A 22,524-nucleotide genomic window follows, 5' to 3' on the forward strand; every position below is an offset into this window, starting at 1 on the left:
GGTGGCGGGCCAGACCGGCGCCGTAGCCGCCGGCACCCTCGATCGCCCAGGCCCGTAGCCCGCGGTGCTGCTCGGCCAGGCCCGTAGCCCGGAGTGCTGCTCGGCCAGGGCCAGCAGCTGGGTGTAGCCGTCGGCGTCGGCGGGCACGGTGAGCGTGGCCAGCAGGGCACCATTGCCGGCTGCGACCAGCGCGGCGGTGTGGGTATCGGCGTGGGTGTCGACCCCGATGACGAGCTCGACCAGTTCTGCCAGCATGGACATGCGTTCTCCTGACCGTGGCGGACGTGAGGTCCGGTCCGGTGCGGAGCCCGGCAGGACTGTGACGGGACACGTCGGAGGTCGAGTCCGGCGGTCATGCTCCTGATCAGGCCAGCTGCTCCGGCCGGGCCGGTGCCGACAACAGCAGGCGGACAAGTCCGCTCAAGGGCATCACGCCAGTCAGAGCACGGGTCACACCCGCTGCTGTCACCACCAGCCCACCATCACCGGGCCGGCTCGACCATCCTCACAGTCAGGCCTGTCCCGCCCTGGAAGGTTTCCTCCACGGTCCAGCGGGCGCCGGCGGCGACCCGGACCAGCTCGGCCAGCGGCCACTGCGGTGGGCGAGTAGCAGCGGTAGTAGGCCAGCTCGCCGGTGCGCGGCTAGCGACGGAGCAACAGCCAGCGATGCCCGGCCTGGTCCGTCTCACCGGCGGGCTGATCGCCGGTGGACGGGGTGAGCGCGATGAAGCCCAGTCGTAGATCCGCGGCCCCTTCGCCCCGGCCCCGGCCGAGTACCGCGGCCCGCAGCGCTCGGGCAGTGCGGCAGCGATGGCGTCGGCCGCAGCGGCCCGCCGTGAGTGGGCACCCGGCGGTCGCAGCCGATGGCCCGCACGTAGCCCAGCCCGAGGGCCTCGGCCTGGGCGCGCAGCCGGGGGTCGGCGCCGTAGACCTCGTCGCCGGTCAGCCACCGCGCCGGCACCTCGGCCTCGACCGCCCGAGTGATCATGGCGGTGGCCAGGGCGGGTTTGGTGGCGAACTCGACATCCTCGGGCACTCCGGCGGCCGCCCGCCGGTCGGGGTCCTCGGCCCAGGACCGGGACAGGTAGAGCTCGCGGTCGATCATCGCGTGCCCGGCCCGGCTCGTGTAGGTCACATAGACGGCGACCTGGGCGTTCTCGATCCGGCCGGCCGTGCCGGTGTACTGGCGCTGCACTCCGACTGTCTGATCGCCCTTCTTCAGGTCGCCGGTCTCATCGACCACCAGCACCGCGGCCGGCTCGCCGAGATGCTCGACCACATAGTCGCGCAGATCGGCCGCGACCCCGTCGGTGTCCCACACCGCCCCGTTGAGCAGGTGCTGCATCCCGTCCGGGGTGGCGTCCCCGGCGTGCTCGGCGATGGTCCAGCAGTTTTCCGGGGCAGCTCGGCCAGCATCCGGCGCAGGAACCCGGCGAACCGACGCCGGGACTCGACCCGGCCGAACCGGCCCGCCATCCGCCCGAGCAGCTCCTGCATCGCCGCCGCCCACCGATCGGGCTCTACGCTGTGACCCGCGGCCACCGCCTGATCTTCAGATGTCCACACAACTGATGATGATCACGCGGTGGTCGCACCATGTCTGGGTCCGCCACCAGGAGCTAGATCACGAAGTCCGGCTGGAGTACTAACTCCGACTGGGCAGGCGGTGCCCGTATGAGTCGATGATCCGCCGGGTCGCACGACGTTTGGACGCCCCACGGTTCGACGCCACAATCGGCGTCTGGATTCAGCAACCGCGTGCGACCCGGAAACCAGTTGGGACCCCCTACACAGCGATGTATGGCAGGTCCGGCTGATGGCCGAGCGGGTGGAGTCGACGATCACCTGAGAGGCGCATGCAGACCGCCAAATGGCTCCAGATGTTTCCCAGGCAGAGCCCACTTCTCACGCGGCGGCCCGTGCCGTCCAGGAGCCGACGGCCTCGTTGACGGTGGCGAACCGGGCGCCATGGTCCTTCGCCCGGTGGATGATCCGCTCGAGGATGCGGATGCGTCCGGCGCGGCCGATGGACTGGGGGTGGAAGGTCTGGGTGAACACCCCGTGCGGAACGTGCTCGACCATGAAGTCCAAATCGGACAGCCAGCGGTTGGCCAGGCCCTCGACGTCGGTGGATGCCGGCACGATCATCGGTGGAACGAGCGCGAACTCCATGAACGGGAAGTCGTCCAGGGTCCAGGAGACCGGTACCTCGACCAGGTCCAGCTCGGGCCCGAACTCGATCGCCCGGTCGGTGTGGATCACGTCGCCGGTGCGGCAGCGGTAGAGCTCGAAGTCGTGGCCCATCATGCTGCTGTCGTAGCGGAACCCGTACTCGGCCAGCAGGCGGGTGGAGTTCGGCGAGAGGTCGAACGCCGGCGAGCGGTACCCGGCGGGGCGCACCCCGAGAACCCGGTCCAGGGCATCGAGCCCGCGTTCGAGCACCGCGCGCTCGGCGGGCTCCTCCAAGCTGGTGGGGCCCTCGTGGGCGTAGCCGTGGTGGCCGATCTCGTGGCCGGCGTCGCGGATCCGCCGACACACCTCCGGGTAGGTGTCCACGTCCAGACCCGGGATGTACCAGGTGCTGGTGACGCCCTCGCGTTCCAGCAGGTCGAGAATCCGCGGGGTCGCCACGTTCGCCGCGAACTCGCCGCGCGAGACGTAGGTGGGGGTGGCGACCCCGAAACTGCCGAGCCAGACGGAAATGGCGTCGAAGTCGAAGGTCAGGCACACGGTGGGCTTGCTCATGACAGCGGTCTCCTCGGGAATGGGTCAGTGGGTGGGGATGTGGTGGGAGGGCCAGACCTGGTAGCGGTCGGCGCGGCGGCGGCGATCGGCGAAGGTGGTCGCGGCGCCGGTCTTGCGGTTCTCGGCCAGTCGATCGAGGTCGACGTCGGCGACCGCGACCGCGTCGACGTTCGGTGCGGTCTCGGCGAGGACCCCGTTGTCCGGCCAGCCGGTGTCGCACGGGCCGAGGATCGAGCTGCGCGCCCACGCGCCCGGCCATGGCCCGCGGGCGGGGCCGGCGGCGCCGGAGTGCAGGGTGTAGATCTGGTTTTCGATCGCCCGGGCGGCCAGGCAGTGCCGGACCCGCCAGAACCCGGCTTCGGTCAGCGTCAGCGATGGGCACAGGAGGATCTGCACGCCCTGCTCGGCCAGCGACGCCGAGCATTCGGGGATCTCCGCCTCGTAGCAGATGTTGACCCCGACCGTCGCGAACGGCAGCTCGACCACCGCCATCTCGTCGCCCTCGGTGATACCGAGGGTGAACTCGAGCGGGAACAGGTGGGTTTTGGCGTGCTCGTGGACCAGCGTTCCGTCGGGGCCGTAGAGCGGTGCGACGTTGAGCAGGCCGCCGTCGCCGGTGCGGACCAGATGCGATCCGGCCAGGACGTGCTGGCGGCGTTGGGCGGCCTCGGCGGCGATGAACTCGCGGTACTGCTCGGCGAACTGGGCGGTTTCGATCGCGGGCTGCAGGTCGGTGGCATCCCGCCATCCGGCGACCGCGGTCATGAGTTCGAAGGTCACCAGCTCCGGAAGCACCACCAGATCGGCGCCGGCTGCCCGGTCGAGCAGCTCCCGGAGGTGCGCGGCGAACGCGTCGAAGTCGGTGACCTCGCGGAACTGGGAGGTGCAGGCGGCGATGCGGGGCATCGAAGTCCTCCTCGAGGTTGTGGGTCGGGAGCATCGTGACCGGGCCCTGGCCGGCTTCGCGTCGGTCACCTGACCGATAAGGCCGGGCTAGCATCCGTTGATGGTCACCAGTGCGGCGCGCTGGTCGGGAGCGACAGCGCAGGTGTCACACGCGGGGGTGGTGCGCGACCGGCCCCTCGGTGCGGTCACCCGGCACGCGCACCTGACCGAGTACCTGCAGGCCGCCGCCCGGCTCGGCTCGGCCTCACCGCTGTCGTTCCTGTGGATCGGAGATCTCGCCCCCGACCCGCCGGGCTCGGTCGAGGCCGGCGGGCGGCTTCGGGTACGCATCACCGCCGGCCGCCTGACGGGGAGCTGCGAGGTGGAGTTGGACCGGGTGGAGCCGGACGACGTCGCCGGGCTCAGCGGGCGGGAGCTACAGGTACTGACCTTGCTCGCGTGCGGCTTGACCAATCCCGAGATCGCTGTGCGCCTGGGCGTGTCCCGGCGCACGGTCGCCACCCATGTGGAGCGGGTTCTGAGCAAGCTGGAGGTTCCGAGCAGGGCCGCAGCGGCCGCGCTCGCCCTGGACCGTGGGCTGCTCGCCCTGCCCCTACCCGGAACCGGCCTGGGCGGACTCGCACCGGTCGGGTTGCTCCGGCTCGAGGCGGAGGTCCGCGGGGCGGCCGACGCGATGGCCCCCGCCCCACGCCGATCACGCCCGCCGCGGCGACGGCCCCTGGTCATCGGCGCGGTCTATCCCGCGAACCGCGATTCCGCCCGCGACGGTCAGCAGATGCAGCGCGGCGCCCAGCTGGCGGTCGAGGAGATCAACCGGCGCGGCGGCGTCGGCGGCCGGTTGCTCGAGCACCTCGCCGTACCCGCCGATGCCACCCGTGGCGCCGCCATCCGCGCCGCCGTCGAGCAGCTGGTGGCCCGCGACGTCGACGCGATCACCATCGGCTACACCTTCGAACGCAGCCGCAGCGGTCTTGCCGCCCAGTTCGGCCCCGCGTCCGTCGCCGGTTGCCCGCTGCTGCACCACTCGACGTCCGCCAGCGCCGCCCGGCTCGTCGCCGACGAACCGGATCGGTTCGGCAACGTCTTCCAGGTCTGCGCGCAGGAGAGCACATACGGCGCCGGGTTCCTGCGCACGCTCAACGCCCTGCGCGACTCCGGCCGCTGGAGCCCGAGATCGACACGGCTGCTCGTGCTCGACTCCGCCGATCCGGACCTCACCACCTTCCCGGTGCAGGCTCGCGACGCTGCCGAACGCAGCGGATGGCAACCGGTCGTCGATCACATCGGCCCGTTTGAGCCCGACTGGCGCGCGGCGGTGGACCGGATTCATGCCCTCGACCCCGCCGCCGTCATGATCGCCTGCTTCTCCGCCCCGCAGACCGCGAGCTTCCTTCACCGTTTCCGGGAGGCTCCCACCGACGCGCTGCTCTACGCGCTCTACTCACCCTCGATACCGGAATTCCTCGAACAAGCCGGGACAGCTGCCGAAGATCTCCTCTGGGCAACCGTCACCGGTCGCTACAACGACAGTTTCGGCAACGAATTCGGCCGCCGGTTCCGCCACCGCTACCACGCCGAACCCGGCATGTCCAGCGCCGGAATCCATTACGACATCGTGCATCTGCTGGCCGCCACCTGGTCGCAATGCGACACCACACACGACTTCCGCCAGGTCAACAACCTGCTCCGGAATCGAATCCATCGGGGAGTCAACGGCGCCTATCACCTCGGCACCACCAACCAGACCAATCTCGTCTACCCCGACGAGTCCGCTGACCCCTCGATCGCGCAAGCCCATCTCGTCTACCAGATACAAGCCGGTCAGCACCGGATCATCGCTCCGGCCCCGTACCCCTCGGCACCCTTCCGGCCACCAGCGCCCGAAGCAGCCCGGCGGCCTGCGGCTGCACCCCGTGCTCGCCGGACACACCGGCGTGCGTGAGCCAGGGCCCCGCGCGGTCACCGACGAGGGTGCAGCCATGTACCGAACCGGCGTTGACGCACCGAGATCCGCCAGTCGGCACCATCGACGAACCGCGTCGCGCGGCTCACCACACCGCGGCGCAGGTCCAGCCAGTTGGGCAGGTCACCAGACTCTCGTTCTCCACGCACCGCCCGGTGACCTCGACCCGGCGCCGTCGAAGGATCCGGGGGCTGCCAACCGTCGCTCCCCAGCACGTCGGCAGCCCCCGGCCTACCGGAGATCGATCCCGTGCAACTCCAGCCCATCCACGAGATCTGGCCGGTCACCGCGCCAGCCGGCCGCGAGCACCCCCACGCCCGCAGTCGGAGGCTGCGTATGACAGCAGCCTGCCCTCCGGCACGACCAGAATTGGCGAGGCGCTACCGGTACGGCAGGGCCGAATGGCCTGTCTTTCGGCTCCGATCCAACGGTGAGGCAACCTCTCGTGGCGGCGGGGCCACTCAGAAACCGGGATGAACGATCCATCCCGGGGAAAACCGGAAACCCGCCGCGGACAGCGCCGGTCAGCCTTGGTCCTCGAGATCGCCCGCCGCGCGGGGCTCTTCGGCCGCGACGTACCCCAGCGCACCGGCCGCGACGAATCCGACGGTCTGGCCCGACCGCAGCTCGCACACCTGGGTTCCGCAGCCGACCCGGATCGGGCCGCCGGTGCCGGGTCCGGCGGACACCTGCACCCGGCGTCCGCACACCTCGACGGTCAGCGGATGTCCCCGGTACTCCATGGCGAACGTGAGGCGGCCGTAGCGGTCCGGCCAGTACGGGTTGAACCAGAGCGCATCCTGGCGGGTCTCCACCCCGGCGAAGCAGCGCTGCAGCAGGTCCACGCTGCCGGCCATGGCACCCAGGTGCACGCCCTCGGCGGTGGTTCCGCCCTGGATGTCGGCGATGTCGCTGCTGCACACCCGCTCGAAATGCTCCATCGCCTGCTCCCGATGCGCCCGCGCCAGCACCCACGCGTGCACCAGCGCGCTCAGTGTGGACCCGTGGCAGGTGCGGGCCAGGTAGTAGTCGATCGTGCGCGGAATCGCCTCGGGCGGCAGCTCGTAGCCCAGCCGCCCCAGCAGCTCGCGCAGCTCGTCGGCGGACATCAGGTAGAACAGCATGAGCACGTCCGCCTGCTTGGAAACCTGGTACTCGTCCACCGACCGGCCCTCGGCCTCCAGGATGCGGTCCAGCCGCTGGATGTCGCCGTAGCGGCGGCGGTAGTCGTCCCAGTCGAGCTCGGGCAGCTCCCGGTAGCCCTCGAACTGGGAGAGGATCCCGTCCGGCGCGATCGGCACGTACATCCGGCGGCTCAGCTGCTGCCAGCGCAGCCGCTCCGCCCGGGAGAGCCCCAGGCCCTCCTCCAGCTCGATCCGCCGGGTGGGCGGGAGCAACGCGAGGGTCTCCTCCGCCCGCAGCATCAGCCACACCACCATGACGTTGGTGTAGGCGTTGTCGTCGATGCCCGGCTCGGCCGCCCCGGGATAGCGGGTGCTGTACTCGTCGGGGCCCATCACGCCGCGGATGCGGTAACGATCGAGCGCCGGGTCGTAGCTCGCCAGCCCGGCCCAGAACCGGGTGATCTCCAGGATCGTCTCGGCGCCGTGGGTGGCAAGGAACTCCACGTCACCGGTGGACTGGTAGTACTGCCAGATGCTGTAGGCCACGGCCAGGCCGATGTGGCGCTGCAGATGACTGGTGTCCGGCAGCCACCGGCCCGACCGCGGGTTGAGATGCACCTGCTGGGTCTCCTCTCGGCCGTCGCTGCCGGACTGCCACGGGTACATCGCCCCGCGGTACCCGCCCAGCCGCGCGGCCCGCCGGGCCGCGTCCAGCCGCCGCGTCCGGTACCGCAGCAGCGCCCGCGGCAGCTCGGGCAGCCGCAGGGTCAGCACCGGGAACACGAACAGCTCGTCCCAGAAGACGTGGCCGCGGTACGCCTCGCCGTGCAACCCGCGTGCCGGGATTCCGGCGTCGAGATCCACGTTGTGCGACGAGACCGACACCAGTAGATGGAAGAGGTTCAGCCTCAGGGTGCGCAGCGTTTCGACGGTCGCGGGACCATCGCCGTCGGTGAGCTCGAACCGGAACCGCCGCCACAGCTGATGCCAGGCCAGCGCGTGGCTGTCCAGCAGCTCGTCGAAGCCGGGCGCATCGGCGAGCAACTCCACGGCCCCGGCAGCCGGTTCCGAGACGGCGACGTCGCGCGAGGTCACCAGCGAGACGACCTTCTCGATCACCACGGACTCCCCGGCGCGCAGCTCCAGCTCCAGCTCGTGGGCGGTTCGGTCGGTCCCGTTGCGCAGGCGGCGCGGCAGCTCCTTCCGATCCCCGTCGCGCCACGCCCGCGTCCGCGCCGCCACCGCGACCCGCAGCCACGACTGGGTGGTGCGGGCGACCAGCAGCAGCGTGCTCGGATCCGGCTGCCCGGTACCGACGGTCCGCAGGTGCCTGCCCGACAAACCCTGATAGCGCCGGACCCCGGAGTTGGTCACCGAACCGTCGATCCCGGACGCGACGCGCAGCCGTCCGGACCAGTCCTCGGCCGTGATCACGGTGTGCAATCCGGCCAGGTGCGGCCGGGCCATGTGCACGAACCGGCGTTGACGCACCGAGATCCGCCGACCGGCGCCATCGACGAACCGCGTCGTGCGGCTCAACAACCCGCGGCGCAGGTCCAGCACCAGCCGGTGCTCGAGCACGCCGACCCCGGACAGCTCGAGCCACTCCCCGTCCCCGACCGCGAACCGCAGATCCAGCCAGTTGGGCAGGTTCACCAGACTCTCGTTCTCCACGCACCGCCCGGCGACCTCGTCCCGCAGCCGGTTGAAACAGCCCGCGGCATACGTACCCGGATAGTGCACGCCGTCGGCACTCGACTCCGGCGCCGCACCCCGGGTCGCGAACCGGCCGTTGCCGAGCGTGCACAACGCCTCCCGCCGGCCCTCGTCGGCGGGATCCCACCCGTCGAACACGAGCGTCCACGGATCCGTCATCGGCCACCTCCGACAGGCGCGACGGTAGGTGACCACCTCGCTGGCGGAGCACGGCCGAACGGCGGCGACGACGGGACCAAGGTCCCGGTCCGGCGGAGCGGCTGCTCCCGCCTGATCGGCCCGGTGGCCGCTGGACGCCGGCCACCGGCCGTCCCGACGAACGACGCCAGGCCCGGCTCCGGGGTCACCGCACCCCGGAGCCGGGTGGCCGCGTTCATCGCATGCAACACCCCCGGCGCTCGTGGTAGCGCGTACCCGCTGGAGCGTTACTCGCCGCCCACGGGCTGCAGCGCAGCGCGGAGGCTGAGCGGGGCCGGGCGCCTTCCGCCTGGCCGGATGGCGGAGGAGACTCCCGAGCGTCGGGGACCCGACCGGGGCCCAGGAGGAGGAAACCGTGCAGAGCAGGCTCAACCCCTACCTCAGCTTCACGGACAACGCCCGCCAGGCCATGCAGTTCTACCGGACCGTCTTCGGGGGCACGCTCGACCAGCACACGTTCAAGGAGTTCGGCGGGTCCCCGGACCCGTCCGACGACAACAAGATCATGCACTCGACGCTGGAGGCCGACAACGGCATCGTCTTCATGGCGGCCGACACCCCGGCCGGCATGCAGCACAGCCCCGGTTCCACCATCAGCATGTCACTCAGCGGCGACGACGACGCCGAGCTCTCGGGCTACTTCGAGCGGCTGTCCGACGGCGGCACGGTCACCGTGCCGCTCGACGTCGCCCCGTGGGGTGACAAGTTCGGGATGGTGACCGACCGGTTCGGCATCAACTGGATGGTGAACATCGCCGGCGGATCCCCCCAGGCCTGACCCCACTCGGCTCGCGGTCCGGGAACAGCGATGGTCGTGGAGCGGTCCGGCGCCGTGCGGCCGAGAACGGCGCGTTCCGGCTGCACGTGCCGGTACGAACGGCGACCACACCGGATCCGGTCATTACCCGGAACCGCCGCCCCCCGGTAGCCTGCTCGATGGTCCGGTGGCGGTGCGCGGAGGGGCCAACCGATGGACAGGGATCCGGCGCTGCTGGGCCGGGACGCCGAGCTGGCCGCGCTCGCCGACCTGCTCGGCGCGCACCGAGCCGTGACGATCACCGGGGCCGGCGGGGTGGGCAAGACCCGGCTGGCGCTGGCCGTGGCCGGGCGGACCCCGCAGGCGGCGGTCTGCTCGCTGGCCCGCCACAGCCGGCCCGACCAGGTGCCCGCCGCCATTGCGGATTCGCTCGGGTACCCGTCGTGGGACGCCGCGCTGGTCGGCCTGGCCGACCGTCCGGCGCTGATCGTGCTGGACTGCTGCGAACATCTGCTCGACGCGGCCGCCGACGCCGTCGAGCTGCTGCTGGTGGCGACCCGGACCGCGTCGGTGCTGGCCACCAGCCGGGAGCCGCTGGCGATCCCCGACGAGCACGTGTTGTGGCTGGACCCGCTCGCGGTCGGCGATGATCCCGCAACCTCGCCGGCGGTGGCGCTGTTCCTGGCCCGCGCGGCCGCGGCGGGGACCGCGGTGGAACCCGACGCGGACACCACCTCCACGGTGGTCGAGCTCTGCCGACGGCTCGACGGGCTGCCGCTGGCCATCGAGCTGGCCGCGGCCCGAACCCGGACCCTGACCCCGGCGGAGATCCTCGGCCACCTCGACCGCAGGCTCGACCTGCTCGTCGGGCACCGGCGCGCCCCCACCCGGCACCGCAGCCTGGAAGCGGTGGTCGACTGGTCCTACGAGCGGCTGGACCCGGCCACCCAGCGCTTGTTCAACCGGCTCGGGGTGGCCGAGGGCCTGTTCACCGCGGAGTCGGCGCTCGCGGTCGGCGGCGAACCCGGCGAGGACCTGCTCGCGGTGATCGGCCACCTCGACCGGCTCGTCGCCCGATCGCTGGTGCGGACCGAGCGCCGCGCGGGCCGCACCTGGTACCGGCTGCTGGAGACCATTCGCGCCTATGCGCGGGCGAAACTGGTCGCGAGCGGCGAGTTCGACGTGCTCACCGGTCGGTGCATCGACCACACCGTGGCCCAGTGCCGCGCGCTGCGGGACCGGTCGCTGCGGTCCCGGCCGGTCGAGCTGAGCGACACCGCCGAGGCCCTGCGACCCGATGTCCACGACGCGCTGCGCTACGTGCTCGACCACGACGAGCGGCCGGAGCGCGCCTTCGGGCTCTACGGCGTGTTGTGGCACTCCGACGTGCCCCACGGGCGGGCCCGGATGGTCGCGGAACTGGGTGAGCGGCTGCTCGCGCGCTGGCCGGACCCGCACGAGCCCGGGTTCGCGGAGGTGGCCGCCGTCGCCGCGACCGCACACGTCGTGGCCGACAACGGCGTCCGCGCCATCGAGCTGAGCCGGCAGGCACTCGACGCGCCTGCGGACCCCCTGACGTCGGTGCTCGCAGGTCGGGCACGATGCCTCGCCCATCTCGTCGCCGGGGACATCGAGCCGGCCCTCGCCGTTCTCGACGAGACCGGCACGCGAGCGCGGGAGCAGGACCTGCGGCCGTGGCGCATCGAGCTGGAGAGCCTGCGTGCGCTCGCGCTCGCCGACCCCCGTCGCCCCGGGGACCGGGTCCGGGCCCTTGCCATGGCCACCGACATCGCGACATCGGCACACCGCGAGGCCGCGGCCACCGACAGCCCCGAACTGGCGGTCTGGTGCGCGCTGGTCCACGGACAACTGCTCGCGCTGGACGACCCGGACGCCGCGCAGCAGGTGTTCGAGGAGGTCGTGGACCGCTCATCACACCGCGCCCTCGGTCGTGGACTCGGCCACCGCGGGCTCGGCGCGATCGCGCTGCTGGCGGGGCGGTTCGGGACCGCAGCCACCCAGCTTCGAGCGGCGCTCGACGAGTTCGTCCACGTCGACGAGGCGCATCTGCGCTCGACGCTGCGCTGGACCGCCGCGCTGGCCCGCTCCGCCGGGCGCGACGACGACGCCGCCAGGTTGCGCGCCTCGGCGGGCGAGCCCTCGTACGCGGATCTCGGCGACCTGCTGGGGCGTAGCAGGCTCGACCGCCGCCTCGCCGGTCTTCCCGACGCGGCACCCCTGCCGACCCTGCGCGACGCGATCGCGCTCGCGGGTGAGGTACTCGCCGCGGCGTCGGCGTTCGGCACCGGGCCGCCGCTCACCGAACCGGTGTTCCGCCACGAAGGTGCCGTGTGGACGATCGCGTTCGACGGCACCACCGTGCGGCTGCCCGACGCGAAGGGGCTGCACGACCTGGCCGCCCTGCTGGCGAAACCCGGTCGCGACATCCACTGCATGGAGCTGATCGGCGGATCGGTGGCGGAGTCCGGCACCGGACCGACCCTGGATACGCAGGCACGCCGCGCCTACGAGTCACGGATCCGGGAACTGCAGGCCGAACTCACCGAGGCCGAGGCCGCGCACGACCGCGGCACCGCCGAGCGGGCCGGGCTGGAGCTGGATCTGCTCGTCGAGCACCTCGCCGCGGCGACCGGGCTGGGCGGGCGGACCCGGCGCGGCGGCGGCAGCCAGGAACGCGCCCGATCCGCGGTCGGCTGGCGGATCCGGGCGGCAATCGGACGGATCGGCGAGGCGCACCCCGCGCTGGGCCGGCATCTGCGGGAGGCGGTGCGGACCGGGGTCTGGTGCTCCTACCAGCCCGTCGACCCGCTCCGGTGGCGGTCGTAGGTCCCGAGCAGCGGACTCGACGGGACGGCTACCGCTCCGGGCGGAGCCAGACGGTCCACCGCTGCAGAGCGACATAGCCCATCCGCTCGTACACCGGCCGCCCGTCGTCGCTGGCGATGAGCACCGCGGCTGCCGCGGGGTCGGAAAGCGTGGCGGCCCACGTCACAGCCGCCCCGGCGCCCCGCCCGCGCGCCGCCGGTAGCGTCGCGACGAACTCGACCAGCGTGACCCCGCCGTGGCGGTGGGCGGCGGCCACCGCCACCGGCTTCCCGTCCTGCCACGCGAGCCACACCCGGGTATCGGCCTGCAGGATCGCCGGACCCAGCAGGTCCCCCGGCCGCAACGGCTCCAGCTCCGGCATCGGGTAGCCCTCGACCAGCACCCGCTCGGCGAGCGCCAGGCCGTCCGCGTCGTGGACCTCACGCACCTCGGCCCCCGACGCCGACCGCTGCGACCCAGGTCCCGGGAACCGCACCATCAGCGGCGGGTGCCCGACCAGCCCGAGCCCGTGCGGGCGCAGGTCCGGCGTGGGCCACGCGCTGATCAGCAGGTAGGGGACGTGGATCGGCAGCAGGTCGGCGACCTCGGCGAGGGTGCGCTCGGGGTCCGTCAGCGGCTGTGTCAGCACGACCGGGTTCGTCAGCGCCCCGCGGTCACCGATCCAGCCGCCCGCCCAGGTCGTCCCGGACCGCCACGGCCGCCCCGCGGCGCGCGCCACCGTCACCGGCCAGGACGCGTGCACGAGCACCGCCTGCCGCAGCAGGGTGTCGCCGGACGGGAGTTCCGGCTCCCATCCCGCTGTGAGGCGCTCGCCCTCCGGCGGGAGTATCGATGCGCTCATGGATGAACGATGGCGGCGCATCCGCTCGGCCACAAGGCCCTCGTGGCATCGAGCGTCCGTGAGGTTCGGCCTCCCGGCGTGCGGGCCGGCCTCCCGCCTTCACGGGTGCAGGCAACACCGCCGACGAAGGAGCACCCGATGTCCAGCACCCTCGACGAACGCCTCCTCGAGGCGACCACCGGCGCCCTGGAGCTGTTCGGGGTCTACCTCGGCACCCGGCTGGGGCTGTACCGGACCCTGGCGCGGCACGGCAGGATGACCGCTGCCGAACTGGCCGATGCCGCCGGCGTGCACCCCCGCTACGCCCGCGAATGGCTCGAACAGCAGGCCGTTGCGGGTTTCGTCGCCGTCGACGATCCCGCCCGACCCGCCGACGCACGGCGCTACCGGCTGCCCGCCGACCATGCCGGCGTTCTGGTCGACCCGGTCGACCCGGCGCACGTCGCCCCGTTCGCCGACATGGTCGTCGGCATCGCGCAGGTCCTGGACCGCGTCGCCGCTTCCTACCGCGACGGCTCCGGCGTGCCCTACGCCGACTACGGCGCCGACTTCCGCCGCGGCCAGGGCGGCATCAACCGGCCGGCCTTCCTCACCGAGCTGACCGGGCGCTGGCTGCCCGCCGCCGCGGACGTGCACGCCCGGCTGTCGCGACCCGGAGCCCGGATCGCCGACGTCGGCTGTGGACACGGATGGTCCTCGATCGCCATGGCCCGCGCGTACCCGGACGCCGAGGTGATCGGCTACGACGCCGACGCCGCATCGATTGCGGAGGCCCGCGGGCACGCCGCCGCGGCCGGGGTCGCCGCGCGGTTCGTGCGGGCCGATGCCGGGGCGATCGCCGAGGACGGCCCGTTCGACGCGATCGTGGCGCTGGAGGTCCTGCACGACCTGGCGCGGCCGGGCGAGACGCTCGCCGCCTGCCGCCGGGCGCTCACCGAGGACGGCACGCTGATCGTCGTCGACGAGAAGGTCGCGCCGCGCTTCACCGCGCCGGGCGATCTGGCCGAGCGGCTCATGTACGGGTGGAGCATCAGCCACTGCCTGCCCGCGGCACTCGCCGAGCAACCATCCGCCGGGCTGGGGACCGTCCTGCGCGAGGACGTCGTCGGGGACCTGGGCGCCGCGGCCGGGTTCGCGTCCACCCGAGTCGTCGACGTCGATGCCGGCTTCTTCCGCGTCTACCGGCTGGAGCCGAGGTGACGCGGAGTTCGCGGTCGGCACGTGAGCGGCGCAAGCACCGCTGGTCGACGCTTGTGCCGCTCGAGTGTCAGCGGGCGTCAGCGAATCCAGTTTCGCGTTCGAAACGGTCGACCCACCCGGCACGGGCGTCCCGCCGCACGTTCACCCCACCCAGGACGAACACATCTACGTGCTCGAGGGCGTCTTCACCCTCTACCTCGACGGCGAGTGGACGACCGCGGGCCCCGGCGACACCGTGCTCATGCCCAGGGACCGTCCCCACGCGTACTACAACCGGAGCGAGAACCCGACCCGCGGACTGTTCTGGGTGAGTCCCGCGGGTCGCCTGGCCGAACTGTTCGACACGCTGCACAACCTGGAGGACCCCGCGGAGGTGGTCCGCCTCTCCGCGACGTGCGACGTCCAGTTCCTGCCGCCGGGTACCGTCGAGGGCGCCTGAGCCGTCCCGGGGCCGGACCACCCACGGCGATACCGTGACCTTCTGGCCCGGGAGCCCCGGGCGCCCTGCGACCCGGAGAGGAACTCGGCAGATGACGATCGACCCCGCCGCCGTCGGCGCCGCGCAGCCGACCGTGGCCGTCGACGTCGAGCGCGGCCGGCTGCGTGCCTTCGCGCACGCCATCGGCGAGACCGACCCCGTCTACACCGACCTGGACGCGGCCCGCGCCGCCGGGCACCCCGACCTGCCGGTGCCGCCGACGTTCCTGTTCGGCCTGGGCGCAGGCGACTTCGCCTGGCTCACCGGGCTCGGCGTCGATCTGCGGCGCGTCCTGCACGGCGAGCAGCACTTCACCTACCACGACGTTGCGCATGCCGGGGACACCCTGATCCTCGCCCCGCGGATCGTCGAGGTGTTCAGCAAGCGCGCGGGCGCGTTGCAGTTCCTGGTCCGGGAGATCACCGTTCGCCGCGACGACGGCAGCGCGGTCGCCGACCTGCGGGAGACCATGATCGTGCGCAAGCTCGGCGGTGCGTCGTGACCGTGCAGCTCGCGGACGTCCGGGTGGGCACCGAGCTGCCGCCGCTGAGCGTGGCGCCGATCAGTCGCACCACGCTGGCGCTGTTCGGCCCGGCTTCCGGGGATCTGAACCCGATCCATCTGGACATCGACGTGGCCCGCTCGGCCGGGCTCGACGATGTGCTCGCTCACGGCATGCTGTCGATGGCCTATCTCGGCCGGCTGCTCACCGGCTGGGTCGACCAGCGCCGGATCCGCTCGTTCGGCGTCCGGTTCACCGCCATCACCCCGGTGCACGCCCGGCCCACCTGCACCGGCCGGGTGGTCGCCATCGACGAGGTCGACGGCGAGCGGCAGGCCACACTGGAGCTGGCCGTCACCCTCGTCGACGGTACGGTCACCCTCACCGGCAGCGCGGTCATCGCCCTGCCCTGACTGCTCCGGATCGCCTCGCTCAGTGATCGCCGCTTCGGCCCGGGCAGCCGCGCCTGCCGCGGCGCACGGCTCCGGTTCGCCGATCATGGTCGACGGAGCGTGGTCGCGCCGGGCCCTCGGTCAAGCCAAGCCGTATTTCGGGTACAGGGCGCATGATGGCGGAACGGCGCGGTCATCGGCGAGCGGGGAGGCGGGCATCGTGAACGAGCAACGACCTGGCGGTGGCAGTCGGCTGAGCGGGCAGACCCGGGAACGCCTCGAGCGGGAGCTCGCCGAACTGCGCGCGCGCCACCGCGCGCTCGACGAGGTCGTCGCCAGCACCGACGGGGTGGAGGACCGCGCCGACCAGGCACAGCGGCTCGAACTGGCCGACGACCTGGCCCGTCTGGCGGAGCGCATCCGCGAGATCGTCGACGTGCTGGCGGGCCGGATCGCCCCGTCGCCGGTCGACGCCCTGCCCGAGGGCACCGAGGTGACCGTGCGGTTCAGCGATGGCACCGCCGCCACGATGCGGGTCGTGGCCATCCCCGAGGAGGCCTCGGACGCCGCGGACACGCTGACCCGCACCAGCCCGCTCGGCCGGGCGCTGGTCGGAGCCCGGCCCGGCGAGCGGATCGCCTACCCCGGTCCGGACGGCGAGATCGTGGCGGAGGTCGTCGCGATCCGGCCGCCCACCGATGAGGGGGCCGACGCCACCGCCCTGGAGAGATGAGCGGTCTGGACGAACCCTCCGGGCCGGAGGACGATGCGACGGGTGCGAGTCGGTCCCGGGCTCGGTCGACCGGGGAGATCGAGGTGTGTGCCGACAGCGAGCGGCAGCGGCCTGAACGGCCGGACACGCCAGGGGCGGTGCGGTGGTCGTACCGGCTGTGGATGCTCGCGGTGTGCCTCGGATTCGTCCTGCCGGGGCTGGTTCTGCTCATCGTGTACCTCTGGTGGCGTTCGGGCTTCACGCTCCCGTTGGGCGACAACTCGCCCTCGTCCTTGCTCGGCCTGGTGGCCGTGGTCCTCGTGATGCTGATCTTCCTGGGCTCGATCCGCCACTATGCGCGCCGGATGTCGGCCGGCGAACGGCACGGTCGTGTCCGGGTCGCGGTCGTCGGCGGCATCTGGGGCCTGCTCATGCTCGTTGTCGGGTTCTACAACGCGTTCGGCGACGCACCGTTCGGGTCGGTGCGGATCTGGGGCCTGCTCGCGCTTGCCCAGGTGGCGGCCATCGTCCTCGCCTGCGCGTTGATGTTCAGCCCGCATGCCAACGTCTACTTCGGTCGGTCGCCCCACCGGCCGGGTCCCGGTGGTGGGCCGGTCCGCCACCGCGGTGGCTGAGCCGCCCGGGATCCGCCGTCAGGTCGTCCGCGGCCGAGGCTCCGGCTCGTCCTCCAGCGGGGTGCGCACGTCCACGACCGGCTCGGGCTCGGGTTCGGCGTCGAGGCGCAGCACCGGGGCGGGCCCGGCGGGGACCCAGCCGAGGCCGTCCCAGGCGTACCAGCGCCGGGACCGGACGCCGAGGGTGAAGCGGCCCCCGGTGGCGTCGCGCCAGCGCAGCCGCGGCAGGAGCGCGGCCAGCTGCTGCGCGGACAGCAGACCGTGCCGGTACTCGGTCAGCACGCGGTCGAGCAGCGCCTCCGCCTGGGCGGGGCTGTGGTCGGCGTCGGCGGACGGCAGGATCATGGCGCGGGCGTCGGGGGATGCGGGTCAACCGGCGTGTCGGCGGCGGACATGCACCGCGACAGCTCGTCCGCCGCCCTCGGCAGCCGCCGGACCAGCCGCGTGTAGCTCGTCTCCAGCCCGGTCAGCTCCTGCTCCAGGACGAGCAACTGGCCCTTGTTACGCAGGATGATCCGCCAGATCTCCTCCGGGCTCTGCGGGCCGATGCCGAGCGCGTCGGCGGCCTTGGCGGCGGCGAGCCCGACGAGCACGGTGGCCGCGGCGGCGGGGGACACCGCGGCGAGGAGCGCGCCGAGGGTCACGGCGGGGAGGGCGCCGGGGCTGCGGCCCTTCGCCAAGGCGGCCAGTGCCCCGGAGATCTGGGTCAGCTCGGCCTCCTTGGCGGCGAGCTGACGCTCCAGCTCACGGACCACGCCGGCGTCCTTCCGGGCGCGCATCCTGGCCCGGGTGGCCTGCTCCTGGTCGGCGAGCGCGGCCCGGTGGCGGGCCTTGGCCGCCGCCAGCTGTCCCTCCAGCCGCTCCCGGGGGGCCGCGGTGGCCCGTCGCGCCTCGTAGATCTGCCCGTCGAGCCGGTCCTCCGCGGCGGCCAGCTCGTGCAGCCGCTGCTGGATCCGACCGGCTTCGGGCTGCACGAGCTTCTGCTCCACCGGCGTGAGGGGAGCCTCCATGACCGTGGCCAGCTCGGCCTTCTCGATGGCCTCCAGCTCCTTCCTGCGGGCGGTCAGCTCCCGCACCCGGTTCCGCAGTGCGCGATCCCCGGCCGGGGCGTCGACGTACTTGCCCCGCAGCGCTTCCGCGCGGATCCGGCCGGCCTCGGCGCCGGTCAGCTGGCCCTCGGCCTTCGCGTCGAGCACCTCCCCGACGATCCGGCGGAAGCCGCTCTCGTCCCAGTCCGGAGCGACGACCTTCCCGGCCTTCGCCGCGGCCAGCTCCTCGCCCACTTCCTCGATCGCCTCCCGGAGCTCGGCGCCGCGCCCGCCCTTCCAGGCCCGCTCCTTCCAGGCCCGCTCGACGTCCGTGAGCTGCGTTCGCAGCCGCATGGCCTCGGCCCGCTGCGCCGCCTGTCGGGCCAGCAGCTCGGTGGGCTCGCCCAGCCCGGCCAGCTGCTTCGTCAGGTCGGCGACCTCGCTCGCCGCGTCGGCGGCGGCCCTCGCCGCGCCCGGAGGGGGCGGGGGCACGAGCTGCGCCTCCTGTTGGGACCGGGCCAACCGCGACCGGGCCGCGCCCAGCTCGTCCTTCAGGTCCTTCACGCGGGCGCGCAGCTGCCCGAGGGCCTCCTCGCTGACCGCGGCGACGGACCCGATCCGGCCGCCCTTGGGCCGGAGCGCGACACGCGCGGCGTCGACCGTCGCGAGGCTGATCCCGGCGACGGCGGCGCCGACATCGATGCCGAGCTGGGCGTTGGCCCGCAGGATGTTGGCGCCGAAGCGCCGGTCGGCCTGCGTCAGGCGGATGCGCGCCGCCTCGATCTGCCTGGCGAGCTCGACGGCCTTCGCCTGCGTCGTCGAGTACCGGGTGTAGGCGCGCAGACACTTCGTCGGGACCCGATCCTCCGGAATCTGCCGTTCGACCGGCGGCGGGCGCTCCGGGATGGTCTCGAAGTCGGAGGCCCGCGGGTCCCGCCAGGAGAGGGTCTGCGGATCCCACACCGTGCGGTCCCTCGCCCAGCGGGCCCGCTGCTCGTCCTCGGCCGGGTCCCACGGATTGGACCGCCCGCCCGGATACTGCCGAGGAGGCTTGAGGCGCAGCCGCTTGCGCACCGTGCGTCCGGCGATGATCACGACAGCGGTGAGTCCGGCGGCGGCGAGCACCGGGATCACCAGATCGCCGGCACCGCCCCGCGGCGCGACCGCGGAACCGGGCGAACCCGGGGCGCCGGTCGGCGCGTCGCCACCGGTTCCCCCGCCGGCGGCAGAGCCGGGGATCGGGCAGTCGGGCGAGTCGGGCCGGTTCGCGTCGGCCAACCGGCGGGCGACCGGCTCGACGTCGTCCACCCCGAACCGCGCCGCGGCGTCGAGCGTCTCCCCCTCGTCGGTGAGCACCACGATCGTGGCCACCACCTGCGGGTTGAACGCCACCCACGCCTTCTCGAACAGTGCGAACCCGTCCACGACGTCGGGGAAGAACTCGGAGAACACGCCGCCGCTCTGGAGGTTGTCCGGGTTGCGGGCGCCCGGCCCCTCCTCGATCACCACGCGCGTGGGGGTGCGCTGGGTCTCGATGTCCCCGCGATCGTGGGTCTTGACCTCGAACGCCCGCTGTCCCTGCGCCGGGGTGCAGTAGTACTCGACGGTGACGGCGGTCCCGGAGACCTGGTCGACCCCGCCCACGCTCCGCTCCATCCGGTAGTTGCAGATGAGCCCGCGGTCGATCGCCCGGGCCTCGATGACCGCCCACCCGGCGGGCGCGTGGTCGGCACACGTGCCGGACAGCACCGGGTCGGGCGGCTCGGGCTGGGCCGACGCCGGTACCGCGGCCAGCAGCGCGGCGGCCAGAGCGGCCGCCATGACGAGCAGGTGAAGCGGTCTCATTCGACATACCACTCTCCGGACGTGGGGAGGTCGGCGGCGGGGAAGGAGTAGGTGCCGCTGCCTCCGCCGGTGGTCACGTCGTAGCTCCCCTGGAGGTGGATCTCGTGGGTGAAACCGGCCGGGCCGTGGGTGGGGCACTCGAACTGCCGGCCGGCGGTGTCGGCGCAGTTGCTGAGGACGATGTCGCTGTGGCCGCTGATCGTCCCGATGGTGTCGGCGAGCCGACCGCCGACCACTCTCCCGCTGAAGCCGCCGGTGAACTCCACCCGCCAGGTCCGGACCGCGGTGCCACCGCTGCACGCGACGGGGCCGCTGCCGCTGCCGCTGGCCCGGAGCGTGCCGGTGATCGTGCCGTCGGGCTGCCAGACCAGGGTGAAGCTGCCCGGATCGCCGACCAGCCGCGGCGCCGGGGAGAAGGTGCAGTCGACGTCCTGCTGGGCGAAATTGTGCCGCCCCGTGCTGATCTGTACCCCGGGGGTCGCGGGCTCGGTGGTCGTCGGGGTCGCGGGCTCGGTGGTCGTCGGCTCCGTGGTCGTCTCGGTGGCCGTCGGCTCCGTGGTCGTCTCGGTCGTCGTCTCGGTGGTCAGTGGTGCGGTCGTCGTCGTGGCGGCGGCGTCGCACGGGGCCTGGTCCGGGTTGAACGCGGTCGGGCAGTTGTCGTTGCCGTCGACCCAGCCGTCGAGGTCGGTGTCGGGGGCGCTGAGCCCGACGGCGTGGAAGGCGGCGTTGGCAAGCCCGCAGTCGCGATGCTGCATGCCCTCTCGGCTGGGGATGGTCCCGGTGGCGAGGAACCGGCACGTTGCCACCGCGTTCGCCGCCCACGCCCGGAGCTTGGTGCTCCGGCTGGAGCTCAGCAGGGTCTGGTACCACAGCTCGCCGAGCTTGCGGGGGCCGATGCCGCCGGGCACGACGATGCCGCTGCGGACGTGTGTGCCGCCGGTGGCGAGCAGGTAGGCGGCGTAGTTCATGATCCCGTTGTTGCGGTGCGCACGGTAGGACTCGGCCTGCGGCCCGGCCGCGCGTGCCGTCGGGTCGTCGTCCCGGATGTACTCGCTGGCCTGGGTGGGGTGCCCGAAGGCCGACGGGTCCCGCAGGCTGCGGATCGGGCCCCGCTTGACGGCGGGGGGCGCCAGGTCCTCGGCGATCACCCACTGCCCGTCGTTCTCGACCAGCTCGGCGAACACGTCGGCGATCGACTCGTTCAGGGCCGCCGGCGATCCGGTGGCGGCGAGGTCGGCGGTCTCGGCCACGACGCCGTGGGTGTACTCGTGGGCGACGATGTCGAGCGTGACGTAGCCGTCCTGCAGGATCACCCGCTGCTGCGTCCGGGAGTAGTGGGCGCCGCGGGCGGTGGTGGAGAAGTGCACGACGGCCACCACCGGGTCGCCCCGGCCGGTGATGCCGTCGCGGCCGAAGCGGTCCGCGAAGAAGGTCATGATCGTGCCGAGGTGGTCGTGCACGGCGGTCGCCTCGGCGTCCGGGTGCTGGCCGGGCACGGCCCGCCCGCCGGTGAAGACCGTCCGGAACCGCTCGATCGCGGTCAGGTCACCGCTCTGCCCGGCGTCCCGGACGATCCGGTCGGCCAGGTCGGTGAGATCGTCGAGGCTTGCCAGGACCTCACCGGTGTCGGCGTCGACGATCACCTGCTGGGCCCGGGGCGGCTCGCTGGTGGTCACCGGGACCTGCCACGCCGGGCGCGGCGGCTCCGGCGGGGCGTCCTCCTCGAACAGGCCGGCGTCGAACACCACCTGCGTGGGCTCACCGGGCACCGGCGCCGACGCGCCCGCCGGGGCCTCCGGGTCGGCCGCCACCGCCGCGACCGCGGCCTGCTGCGCCTGCGCCGGGGGCAGCAGCGGGACCGGCGGCGGGGGCGCCGACGGGGGCAGGGCCGCGGTGACGGCGAGGGCGGTGCCCGCCCCGTCGAGCGTCACCCGCACCTCGGAGCCGAGCACCGGCACCGTGCCCGCGAGCCGCTGCAGCACCACCGTCGTCAGACCGCCGGGCCCGGCGCGGGTGTCGACCGGCCGCAGGTCGAGGTCGGGATCGGTGCCCGGGAACAGGTCGCGCACGTCGGAGAGCAGCGCCTTGGCCTGGTCCGGCGGGTCGGCCGCGAGGGCCGTGGCCGGGACCGGGAGACGACCGGCGACGTGGGAGACGACGCCGCGGTCGAGAGCGATCGTCAGCGGGGAGCCGCCGGTCGCCTCGAGCCGTTGCGCGATGGCCCGGATGGGCGCAGGGAGGTCGGCGTAGCGGTCGAAGCCCGGGGGCGGCGGGGTGACCGTGGACGTCGTGCACGCGGCGAACACCGCGACGACGACCGAGACGAGCAGGATCGACGCACCGACACGTGGAACGGTGCGCAGCGGCCGGGCTCCCCCGTCTGGCATCGAACAACCTGCGACAATCGGCCCCGTCCGGTTGGTTCGAGCAGGATGCCACCGCGCCGCATCCCGGGGAACCTCCCGAGCGCGAGCAATCGTCGGCCCAGGCGGTGGGGGGTGGGATGTCGCCGGTCGCCGGCCGCGCGCTACTCGTCGCCGACGAAGTCGTCACCCAGGTACGTCTCGCCCTGGTAGCCCTTGACCGCGGCGTCCCGGTGGTCGTCTCGGTGGTCGTTCAAACAGCCATCTCGGCG

The 22,524-nt window shown here is 73.1% G+C and carries 16 protein-coding genes and 2 pseudogenes; 9 read left to right on the top strand and 9 right to left on the bottom strand.

Annotated elements, in window-relative coordinates:
• The 4 genes and pseudogenes from ACFQE5_RS04885 to ACFQE5_RS04900 form a co-directional block, all read right to left on the bottom strand.
• A pseudogene (locus ACFQE5_RS04885) lies at positions 1-261 on the bottom strand (hypothetical protein); the annotation flags it as partial.
• A 248-nt stretch (positions 262-509) separates the two neighbouring features.
• Positions 510-1,497: pseudogene (locus ACFQE5_RS04890) on the bottom strand (IS701 family transposase); the annotation flags it as partial.
• Positions 1,498-1,905: 408 nt separating this feature from the next.
• Positions 1,906-2,745: a polysaccharide deacetylase family protein gene (locus ACFQE5_RS04895; protein WP_379583253.1), complete on the bottom strand. Its 840-nt coding sequence runs from the start codon at positions 2,743-2,745 to the stop codon at positions 1,906-1,908.
• Between the two features lie 24 nt (positions 2,746-2,769).
• A complete protein-coding gene (locus ACFQE5_RS04900; RefSeq protein ID WP_379583255.1) occupies positions 2,770-3,651 on the bottom strand; it encodes a nitrilase-related carbon-nitrogen hydrolase in 882 nt (293 codons plus the stop codon).
• Between the two features lie 100 nt (positions 3,652-3,751).
• On the opposite strand from ACFQE5_RS04900, the gene ACFQE5_RS04905 reads away from it, so the two are divergent.
• A complete protein-coding gene (locus tag ACFQE5_RS04905; protein WP_379583257.1) occupies positions 3,752-5,593 on the top strand; it encodes an ABC transporter substrate-binding protein in 1,842 nt (613 codons plus the stop codon).
• 545 nt (positions 5,594-6,138) lie between these two features.
• Here ACFQE5_RS04905 and ACFQE5_RS04910 read toward each other — a convergent pair.
• Positions 6,139-8,613 (bottom strand): glycoside hydrolase family 65 protein, encoded by a 2,475-nt coding sequence (locus ACFQE5_RS04910; RefSeq protein ID WP_379583259.1) that lies wholly within the window; start codon positions 8,611-8,613, stop codon positions 6,139-6,141.
• 394 nt (positions 8,614-9,007) lie between these two features.
• Between ACFQE5_RS04910 and ACFQE5_RS04915 the strand changes: the two genes are divergently transcribed.
• Positions 9,008-9,430, top strand: a complete 423-nt coding sequence (locus tag ACFQE5_RS04915; RefSeq protein WP_379583261.1) for a VOC family protein — start codon at positions 9,008-9,010, stop codon at positions 9,428-9,430.
• A 192-nt stretch (positions 9,431-9,622) separates the two neighbouring features.
• On the top strand, positions 9,623-12,256 hold the full coding sequence (locus tag ACFQE5_RS04920) for an ATP-binding protein (protein ID WP_379583263.1): 2,634 nt from the start codon (positions 9,623-9,625) through the stop codon (positions 12,254-12,256).
• A gap of 28 nt (positions 12,257-12,284) precedes the next feature.
• Here ACFQE5_RS04920 and ACFQE5_RS04925 read toward each other — a convergent pair whose 3' ends face one another.
• The gene (locus ACFQE5_RS04925; RefSeq protein ID WP_379583265.1) at positions 12,285-13,097 is read right to left on the bottom strand and encodes a GNAT family N-acetyltransferase; all 813 of its coding nucleotides are present in this window, start codon (positions 13,095-13,097) and stop codon (positions 12,285-12,287) included.
• Positions 13,098-13,235: 138 nt separating this feature from the next.
• Between ACFQE5_RS04925 and ACFQE5_RS04930 the strand changes: the two genes are divergently transcribed.
• The 6 genes from ACFQE5_RS04930 to ACFQE5_RS04955 all read left to right on the top strand — a co-directional run bounded on the left by ACFQE5_RS04930 (position 13,236) and on the right by ACFQE5_RS04955 (position 17,016).
• On the top strand, positions 13,236-14,297 hold the full coding sequence (locus tag ACFQE5_RS04930) for a methyltransferase domain-containing protein (RefSeq protein WP_379583267.1): 1,062 nt from the start codon (positions 13,236-13,238) through the stop codon (positions 14,295-14,297).
• 64 nt (positions 14,298-14,361) lie between these two features.
• Positions 14,362-14,736, top strand: coding sequence for a cupin domain-containing protein (locus ACFQE5_RS04935; protein ID WP_379583269.1), 375 nt, complete (start codon positions 14,362-14,364; stop codon positions 14,734-14,736).
• A 91-nt stretch (positions 14,737-14,827) separates the two neighbouring features.
• Positions 14,828-15,277 (top strand): MaoC family dehydratase N-terminal domain-containing protein, encoded by a 450-nt coding sequence (locus ACFQE5_RS04940; RefSeq protein ID WP_379583271.1) that lies wholly within the window; start codon positions 14,828-14,830, stop codon positions 15,275-15,277.
• Positions 15,274-15,690: a MaoC/PaaZ C-terminal domain-containing protein gene (locus ACFQE5_RS04945; RefSeq protein WP_379583274.1), complete on the top strand. Its 417-nt coding sequence runs from the start codon at positions 15,274-15,276 to the stop codon at positions 15,688-15,690. Before ACFQE5_RS04940 ends, ACFQE5_RS04945 begins: the two co-directional genes overlap by 4 nt.
• Positions 15,691-15,889: 199 nt before the next feature.
• Complete coding sequence (locus tag ACFQE5_RS04950) at positions 15,890-16,402, top strand: GreA/GreB family elongation factor (protein WP_379583278.1); 513 nt, start codon at positions 15,890-15,892, stop codon at positions 16,400-16,402.
• An 83-nt stretch (positions 16,403-16,485) separates the two neighbouring features.
• Positions 16,486-17,016: a hypothetical protein gene (locus ACFQE5_RS04955; RefSeq protein ID WP_379583280.1), complete on the top strand. Its 531-nt coding sequence runs from the start codon at positions 16,486-16,488 to the stop codon at positions 17,014-17,016.
• An 18-nt stretch (positions 17,017-17,034) separates the two neighbouring features.
• On the opposite strand, the gene ACFQE5_RS04960 is transcribed toward ACFQE5_RS04955, so the two are convergent.
• Genes ACFQE5_RS04960 through ACFQE5_RS04970 form a run of 3 tightly spaced genes read right to left on the bottom strand, consistent with a single transcriptional unit; the run spans position 17,035 to position 22,276 of the window.
• Complete coding sequence (locus tag ACFQE5_RS04960; protein ID WP_379583282.1) at positions 17,035-17,361, bottom strand: hypothetical protein; 327 nt, start codon at positions 17,359-17,361, stop codon at positions 17,035-17,037.
• Entirely contained in the window at positions 17,358-19,889 is a 2,532-nt protein-coding gene (locus ACFQE5_RS04965; RefSeq protein ID WP_379583284.1) for a hypothetical protein, read from the bottom strand. Before ACFQE5_RS04965 ends, ACFQE5_RS04960 begins: the two co-directional genes overlap by 4 nt.
• Positions 19,886-22,276 carry a M4 family metallopeptidase gene (locus ACFQE5_RS04970; protein WP_379583286.1) on the bottom strand — a complete coding sequence of 797 codons (2,391 nt, stop codon included), beginning with the start codon at positions 22,274-22,276 and terminating at the stop codon, positions 19,886-19,888. The genes ACFQE5_RS04965 and ACFQE5_RS04970 overlap by 4 nt, the downstream gene beginning before the upstream one ends.
• Positions 22,277-22,524: the final 248 nt, after the last annotated feature.

The organism is Pseudonocardia hispaniensis, assembly GCF_042658695.1.
GTDB classification, from domain to species: Bacteria; Actinomycetota; Actinomycetes; order Mycobacteriales; family Pseudonocardiaceae; genus Pseudonocardia; species Pseudonocardia hispaniensis.

What these genes read in the sequence shown, in the direction of transcription:
- ACFQE5_RS04970 (WP_379583286.1), bottom strand. Translation starts at nt 22,276, where the DNA reads ATGCCAGACGGGGGAGCCCGGCCGCTGCGCACCGTTCCACGTGTCGGT.
- ACFQE5_RS04905 (WP_379583257.1), top strand. Translation starts at nt 3,752, where the DNA reads ATGGTCACCAGTGCGGCGCGCTGGTCGGGAGCGACAGCGCAGGTGTCA.
- ACFQE5_RS04920 (WP_379583263.1), top strand. Translation starts at nt 9,623, where the DNA reads ATGGACAGGGATCCGGCGCTGCTGGGCCGGGACGCCGAGCTGGCCGCG.
- ACFQE5_RS04960 (WP_379583282.1), bottom strand. Translation starts at nt 17,361, where the DNA reads ATGATCCTGCCGTCCGCCGACGCCGACCACAGCCCCGCCCAGGCGGAG.
- ACFQE5_RS04940 (WP_379583271.1), top strand. Translation starts at nt 14,828, where the DNA reads ATGACGATCGACCCCGCCGCCGTCGGCGCCGCGCAGCCGACCGTGGCC.
- ACFQE5_RS04895 (WP_379583253.1), bottom strand. Translation starts at nt 2,745, where the DNA reads ATGAGCAAGCCCACCGTGTGCCTGACCTTCGACTTCGACGCCATTTCC.
- ACFQE5_RS04925 (WP_379583265.1), bottom strand. Translation starts at nt 13,097, where the DNA reads ATGAGCGCATCGATACTCCCGCCGGAGGGCGAGCGCCTCACAGCGGGA.
- ACFQE5_RS04910 (WP_379583259.1), bottom strand. Translation starts at nt 8,613, where the DNA reads ATGACGGATCCGTGGACGCTCGTGTTCGACGGGTGGGATCCCGCCGAC.
- ACFQE5_RS04900 (WP_379583255.1), bottom strand. Translation starts at nt 3,651, where the DNA reads ATGCCCCGCATCGCCGCCTGCACCTCCCAGTTCCGCGAGGTCACCGAC.
- ACFQE5_RS04965 (WP_379583284.1), bottom strand. Translation starts at nt 19,889, where the DNA reads ATGAGACCGCTTCACCTGCTCGTCATGGCGGCCGCTCTGGCCGCCGCG.
- ACFQE5_RS04930 (WP_379583267.1), top strand. Translation starts at nt 13,236, where the DNA reads ATGTCCAGCACCCTCGACGAACGCCTCCTCGAGGCGACCACCGGCGCC.